Here is a 5,410-nt window from a genome sequence, read left to right as displayed (position 1 = left end):
GGTAAGCGGGCCGCCGCGGTGATGAGCCTGGTGCACTCCGCTCGGCTAAACGGGCACGATCCCTATGCGTACTTGAAGGACGTCCTCGAGCGGCTACCCACACAGCCCGCCAGTCGCGTCGAGGAGCTGCTGCCGCATCATTGGCAGCCATCGATCACTGCACGCTGATCGAGCTGCCCATCGTCAAGACGGGTTCCCCGGACGCATACGCAACGGCGCCACATTCGCCCAAATCGTCGAGCAGGGTGCAAGCATTGGCCTTTCAGTGTGTCCTCTGGAACTCGGGCCACACTTCAGATTGCAATTCACGGATCAACCAGAAGGATTCCTCGGGCCTCCTCTATCGCAACATCGCGCACCGCCTGGCTCCGTCACGGTGGCATCAACACCACTAGCGGATGACGAAGACACGCCGAAAGGCTTCTACTTGCGCCGCATCGAAGGCGTGCTCTGGTTGAGGGGCTACCGCTCGTGGCCGGGGCATCTATGGAATCCTGAAGATGTCTTCGTCTTTTCACGGCACCACAATGCGGCCTAACCCATCCATCGAGCGGACGTCTTCCGGCCACCTCCGCTTGCTTCCAGCCGCCGGTCATGTCCAACGTTAGGCGTCACAAGCCAATCCCATTCGACTGTCACAGGGAGACCCACCGTGAGTGACCCCGAGAAGCAGGTACTGCGAGCGCTCGACACCTACAAGTCGGCTGTCCTGGCAAAGAACGCTGAGACGTTCATGCACCTCTACGATCCCGAAGTCAGGATATTCGACACCTGGGGAATATGGTCATACGAAGGCGCCGCGGCTTGGAGAGTCGCTGTAGAAGGTTGGTTCTCCTCGCTTGGCAACGAGAGTGTCAGGGTCACGTTCGAAGACGTGAAAATCACAGGTGAACCGAGCTTCGCCTCAATGAGCGCCTTCGCGACGTACGCTGCCTTCTCGGCCCAAGGCCAAGAACTTCGGGCGATGCAGAACCGTATCAGCTGGGTGCTTAAGTCCCGTGGCCATGTTCTACGCGTCGTTCATGAGCATACATCTGCACCGATTGGGTTCGAGGACGCTAAAGCAATTCTGAAGCGCGAAGGCAAGTCATGAGAGCACAGTGTTGATTGCCGCCTAACCCTTCCATCTAGAGGACGTCTTCCAGCGTGCTTCGCACGCTTCCAGCCGCCGCTCATGTCAAACGTTAGGCCGCGCGATTCACCAACGAAGCTTGGAGAGCATATGCAGAGAAAGCGCGTCGGGATCATTGTTTACGAGGATGTCGAGGTCCTCGACTTCTGCGGCCCGTTCGAAGTGTTCTCAGTCATTCGTTTGAAGGAGGAGAAGCGTCGCGACGAACCGTCACCGTTTCTCCCCCTGCTGATCGCAGAGAGCTCAGGTGTGGTCACCGCCACCGGTGGCATGCAAGTGCTCCCGCATCACTCAATGTCCGACTGTCCACCTTTGGACATTGTCGTCGTTCCGGGTGGCTGGGGTTTCCGCCACCACATGGAGAACCTCGCGCTCCACGACTGGCTCCGCTCGCGCGCCGCTCAGGCGGAAACAGTGACCGGCGTTTGCACGGGTTCGCTTCTGCTGAGTTCTGCCGGGCTATTGGACGGCCTGAGAGCAACGACCCACTGGCGCTTTCTCGATACGATGCGCGACTCCTTCCCTGCCGTGAGTGTCGTGTACGACAAGCACTTCGTACAGGATGGGCGCGTGTTCACCTCGGCAGGCATCTCCGCAGGAATCGACATGTCGCTCAAGGTCGTAGAGCAATACTTCGGCGATCGCATCGCCCGCGCAACGGCGCGCCACATGGAATATCCGTACCCCGACGCAGACGGTCGTCGCATACAGATTTAGGGACACCCGTGCACCTACAGAAGGCGAGGCCTAACCCGACGTTGCACCCGACGTCCTACGACTGGCTTCGCCAGCCTCCGCCCGCGGGTGAACTCCAACGCTATATGCCAAGGAGACATCAATGACTGTCAAGCGTATGGACAACGTCGGCATCGTGGTGGAAGACATCGATGCGGCCATCGAGTTCTTCGTTGAACTTGGTCTCGAACTCGAGGGACGCGCCCCGGTTGAAGGAGACTGGGCAGATGGCGTCACCGGATTGCACGGCATGCGCGTCGAGATTGCCATGATGCGTACGCCGGACGGTCACGGGCGACTCGAGTTGTCGCGCTTCCTCGCGCCACCTGTGGTCGCCGATCACCGCAGCGCCCCGGTGAACGCTCTCGGTTACCTCCGCGTCATGTTCACCGTGGAGGACATCGACGATACGCTCGTCCGGCTCGGCAGTCGCGGCGCGAAGCTCGTCGGCGAAGTGGTTCAGTATCAAGACATGTATCGGCTTTGCTATATCCGGGGGCCCGAAGGCATTCTCATCGGGCTCGCCCAACAACTCGGGCAGCAGACCTCCCGAGAGAATCCCATCGGACATAAGCGCTGAGAACTGAAGAATTGGCGCCTAACCCGTTGCTGGAGCGGACCGTCAGAACCTGGCTTCACCATCATTTGCCCGCCGCTCGGCGCCAACGTTTGGCGTCACACGGCAATCGCGAGGAGACCCGTCATGAATGCTGAAGATCTGCGCTCCGCACAGGCTCCGCTGAAGGAGCGCTATCGCGAATCCCCCGAGGCGGCGCGGATCACTTTGCGTGCGCAGGGCCGCATTGGCGAGGGGGTCAGCTGCAGGATCGAAACGGGCAAGGCGCTCGTCGTTGCAGGGCTTCATCCGGCCACCGGTGGGAGCGGGCAAGCTGCCTGTTCAGGCGACATGCTGCTCGAAGCTCTGGTGGCCTGCGCAGGCGTGACGCTGAACGCAGTGGCCACGGCGCTTGGCATTGCGTTGCGAGATGCCTCGCTCCAAGCTGAAGGTGATCTCGACTTCCGCGGAACGCTGGGTCTGTCAAAGGAGGTTCCAGTTGGTTTCCAGAGCATACGGCTGCAGCTCACGCTCGACACCGACGCGTCGGAGGAACAACTCGCCACCCTGCTGCGCCTGACCGAGAGGTACTGCGTTGTGTACCAAACGCTGGCGCATCCACCTGCGTTGGTAGTTACTCGCAAGCGCGCAGCGCCTGAGCGCGCTTCACCATGACGCCTAGCCCTTCCATCTCGCGGACGTCTTCCAGCGTGCTTCGCACGCTTCCAGCCGCCGCTCGTGTCAAACGTTAAGAAGGCTGGCATGCTGCACGCTTACATGCGATGTCTGATCTTTGTCGGTCTAGCCGCTTTCCTTCCCCTTGTGTATTACCTTGCCGTCGTCGGGGGGTTCCTCCCGTATGGCGGCATTTTGCTCATCACGATCCGCAACCTCTCCGACTCGTCGCTTCTGTTGTTTGGCCTCGGTCACTTGGTGGCATACGGGTTGATGCTCAACTGGTTGGCGCAACTCATTGCGCGGGTCATAGCCAGGTTTGCCAGCGCTCACGCTTGGTTGGCAACAACGGTCGTGCTGTTGCTGTTGGCGGGCATTGGGGCAATGCCCATTTTCGGAGTTGCTCATGGCCACATCCATTGGAAGTCAGCCTACGAACTCTACGGTTCGGACACATTGCGATAGGCTGTACACGCCTCCCGGAATGAGTGTCACCCGTGTACGTACCCAACCCTTCCATCCAGCGGCGGCTTCCAGCGTGCTTCGAATGCTTCCAGCCGCCACTCATGTCCAACAGTGGGGAACCTATGACTGGGGAGCCGGCAGCCACTTCGAACTGAACATCACTCGTCAGTTCATCGAGGCTGATCTGCGGGATGACGATGCAATCAGTCAGTTGAGCCTCACGCTTCGGTTCGCTCCGTCGCTGTCACTCGATGGTTTGGGTGCCGGCAATATCTGGTTCGAAGGTGCGCGAGCGGCTACTCTGGTCCGTGAGCAAATGCATGATCGTCCTGCGTTCCTTGCGGTCGCCGATGCGCAGGCCAAGTCCGTCGAACTTGTTCACTCGTATGTCTAGCTCTTTGCTGCCGTGGGTGCCCAACCCCTCCAGCGAGCGGACAGCCGCTCATGCCGAACGTTAGGCGGCACGCGGGCGCGACAACTATTCTGCGGGCGGCGCTTGCTTTTCCGTACGCGGCAAGCGTGCATCAATACAAGCCCAACGAGGCGCGCTGGAGGTCCAGATCGTCATCGCAGGGTTGGCAAGATTTGGATCGTCGAAGGTTCCAGCCCGAACGAAGATCAAATGCGGTCTTGCCTCAGCCTCGCTGAAGAGCGGAGTACCGCAATCGGGGCAGAACCGGCGGTGCATTAGATTGCCACTGTCGGCCACACTCGAGAAGCCGCTCGTTTTCCCTAGGACCTTGAACGTTGCGGTGCGGAAGCAGGCGCCGACCGTTCCGCTGCCTGCACCCAGGTATTGGCAATCGCGGCACCAGCACACGCGCGTGGTGATTGGCGGTTCCGCGCTCTCCCAGCGAACCGCGCCGCAAAGACACCTGCCTGTCACTGTCATTGCACTCTCCGAGGTCAGGACCGAGTGTTTACGTCGCCGCGGATCGTACGCTTGCCGGCTTGCTCAAATCCAGGCATGCCGCCTAACCCTTCGCTGCAGCCGACCTGCTACTGCTGGCTTCGCCAGCCTGCGCAGGCGCCTGAGATTAGGCCGCATGTCCACCATTTCGAGCGGACCTCTTTCAGGTGCTCCTCACGCTTCCAGCCACCGCTCGTGTCCAACGTTAGAGCACACTTGCCGGGCGTGAGGGAGGGATCATTCGAGTCATGAGCAAATCCGCCTTGGTTCTCACACTGTTCATCTCGTGGGCGCTGCTGCTGCTTGTGCTCATGGAGGTTTTGCGCAGCAGTCTGGTCTTGAGCGGTCGGGTACGGTCGAACGAGTTCGACCCGGAAAACTCGAACCTATCGCCATTCATGCAGCGTCTCGCTCGGGCACATGCCAACTGTCTGGAAGGGTTGCCAATTTTCGGGGGACTGCTCATCGTGGCCCTCTTAGCTGGCCGAACTGAAGTAACCGACCCTCTGGCGCCCTGGCTTCTGGGCGCACGAGTTGTGCAGTCCAGTATTCACCTGGCATCAGTGAGCGTCTTCGCCGTCAATGCTCGCTTCACGGCGTTCGCGGCGCAGGTCGCAATTGCCGTTTACTGGGCGCTTGCCCTCATCGTCAAGTGAGCGCGAGCGCAATTCGAATGTGCCTAACCCTTTACAGGGACTTCTGAAGTAGTCAACGGTCTTGTTTTCTCATTGCCGAGCCGACTTGAGTTTTTGGTTCGATGGGTGAGGCGTGATCGAAGGCGATGCCGAGACAGAGAACAGACCTGCCACTCTACAGACGGCCTTGTTGCATCGAGCGCGCGATGCGCACCTGAGCGCGCTGCAGCGTCGCTGCAGCGTCAGCCGCGCCAGCGTGCCAAGCTCATTGCTCGCATCCTCGAGCACGTCACTCAGCGCAG

10 protein-coding genes are annotated in these 5,410 nt (G+C 60.1%); 8 read left to right on the top strand and 2 right to left on the bottom strand.

The window, feature by feature from the left end; genetic code table 11:
- From ACXRVY_RS15935 to ACXRVY_RS15905, 7 genes are all read left to right on the top strand, one after another.
- On the top strand, window positions 1-168 hold a 168-nt coding region (locus tag ACXRVY_RS15935; RefSeq protein WP_458237733.1), incomplete at its 5' end, for a transposase domain-containing protein.
- A gap of 484 nt (window positions 169-652) precedes the next feature.
- A complete protein-coding gene (locus ACXRVY_RS15930) occupies window positions 653-1,093 on the top strand; it encodes a YybH family protein (protein ID WP_458237732.1) in 441 nt (146 codons plus the stop codon).
- 129 nt (window positions 1,094-1,222) lie between these two features.
- Window positions 1,223-1,849 carry a DJ-1/PfpI family protein gene (locus tag ACXRVY_RS15925; protein WP_458237731.1) on the top strand — a complete coding sequence of 209 codons (627 nt, stop codon included), beginning with the start codon at window positions 1,223-1,225 and terminating at the stop codon, window positions 1,847-1,849.
- 121 nt (window positions 1,850-1,970) lie between these two features.
- Window positions 1,971-2,447 (top strand): VOC family protein, encoded by a 477-nt coding sequence (locus tag ACXRVY_RS15920; protein WP_458237730.1) that lies wholly within the window; start codon window positions 1,971-1,973, stop codon window positions 2,445-2,447.
- A 123-nt stretch (window positions 2,448-2,570) separates the two neighbouring features.
- On the top strand, window positions 2,571-3,098 hold the full coding sequence (locus ACXRVY_RS15915; protein ID WP_458237729.1) for an OsmC family protein: 528 nt from the start codon (window positions 2,571-2,573) through the stop codon (window positions 3,096-3,098).
- 87 nt (window positions 3,099-3,185) lie between these two features.
- Complete coding sequence (locus ACXRVY_RS15910) at window positions 3,186-3,563, top strand: hypothetical protein (RefSeq protein WP_458237728.1); 378 nt, start codon at window positions 3,186-3,188, stop codon at window positions 3,561-3,563.
- 19 nt (window positions 3,564-3,582) lie between these two features.
- A complete protein-coding gene (locus ACXRVY_RS15905) occupies window positions 3,583-3,957 on the top strand; it encodes a hypothetical protein (RefSeq protein ID WP_458237727.1) in 375 nt (124 codons plus the stop codon).
- Between the two features lie 84 nt (window positions 3,958-4,041).
- Here ACXRVY_RS15905 and ACXRVY_RS15900 read toward each other — a convergent pair whose 3' ends face one another.
- On the bottom strand, window positions 4,042-4,455 hold the full coding sequence (locus ACXRVY_RS15900) for a GFA family protein (RefSeq protein WP_458237726.1): 414 nt from the start codon (window positions 4,453-4,455) through the stop codon (window positions 4,042-4,044).
- Window positions 4,456-4,721: 266 nt separating this feature from the next.
- Here ACXRVY_RS15900 and ACXRVY_RS15895 point away from each other — a divergent pair, with 266 nt between their 5' ends.
- Window positions 4,722-5,129 (top strand): MAPEG family protein, encoded by a 408-nt coding sequence (locus ACXRVY_RS15895; RefSeq protein ID WP_458237725.1) that lies wholly within the window; start codon window positions 4,722-4,724, stop codon window positions 5,127-5,129.
- Window positions 5,130-5,198: 69 nt separating this feature from the next.
- Here the strand turns inward: ACXRVY_RS15895 and ACXRVY_RS15890 are convergent.
- Window positions 5,199-5,410, bottom strand: a 212-nt coding sequence (locus tag ACXRVY_RS15890; protein ID WP_458237724.1) for a hypothetical protein, incomplete at its 5' end; no start/stop codon positions are given.

It is taken from the genome of Pseudomonas sp. P5_A2_2 (assembly GCF_054177685.1).
Note: the sequence above shows the minus strand (reverse complement) of the source record. Positions and strands in the feature narration are given on the sequence as shown.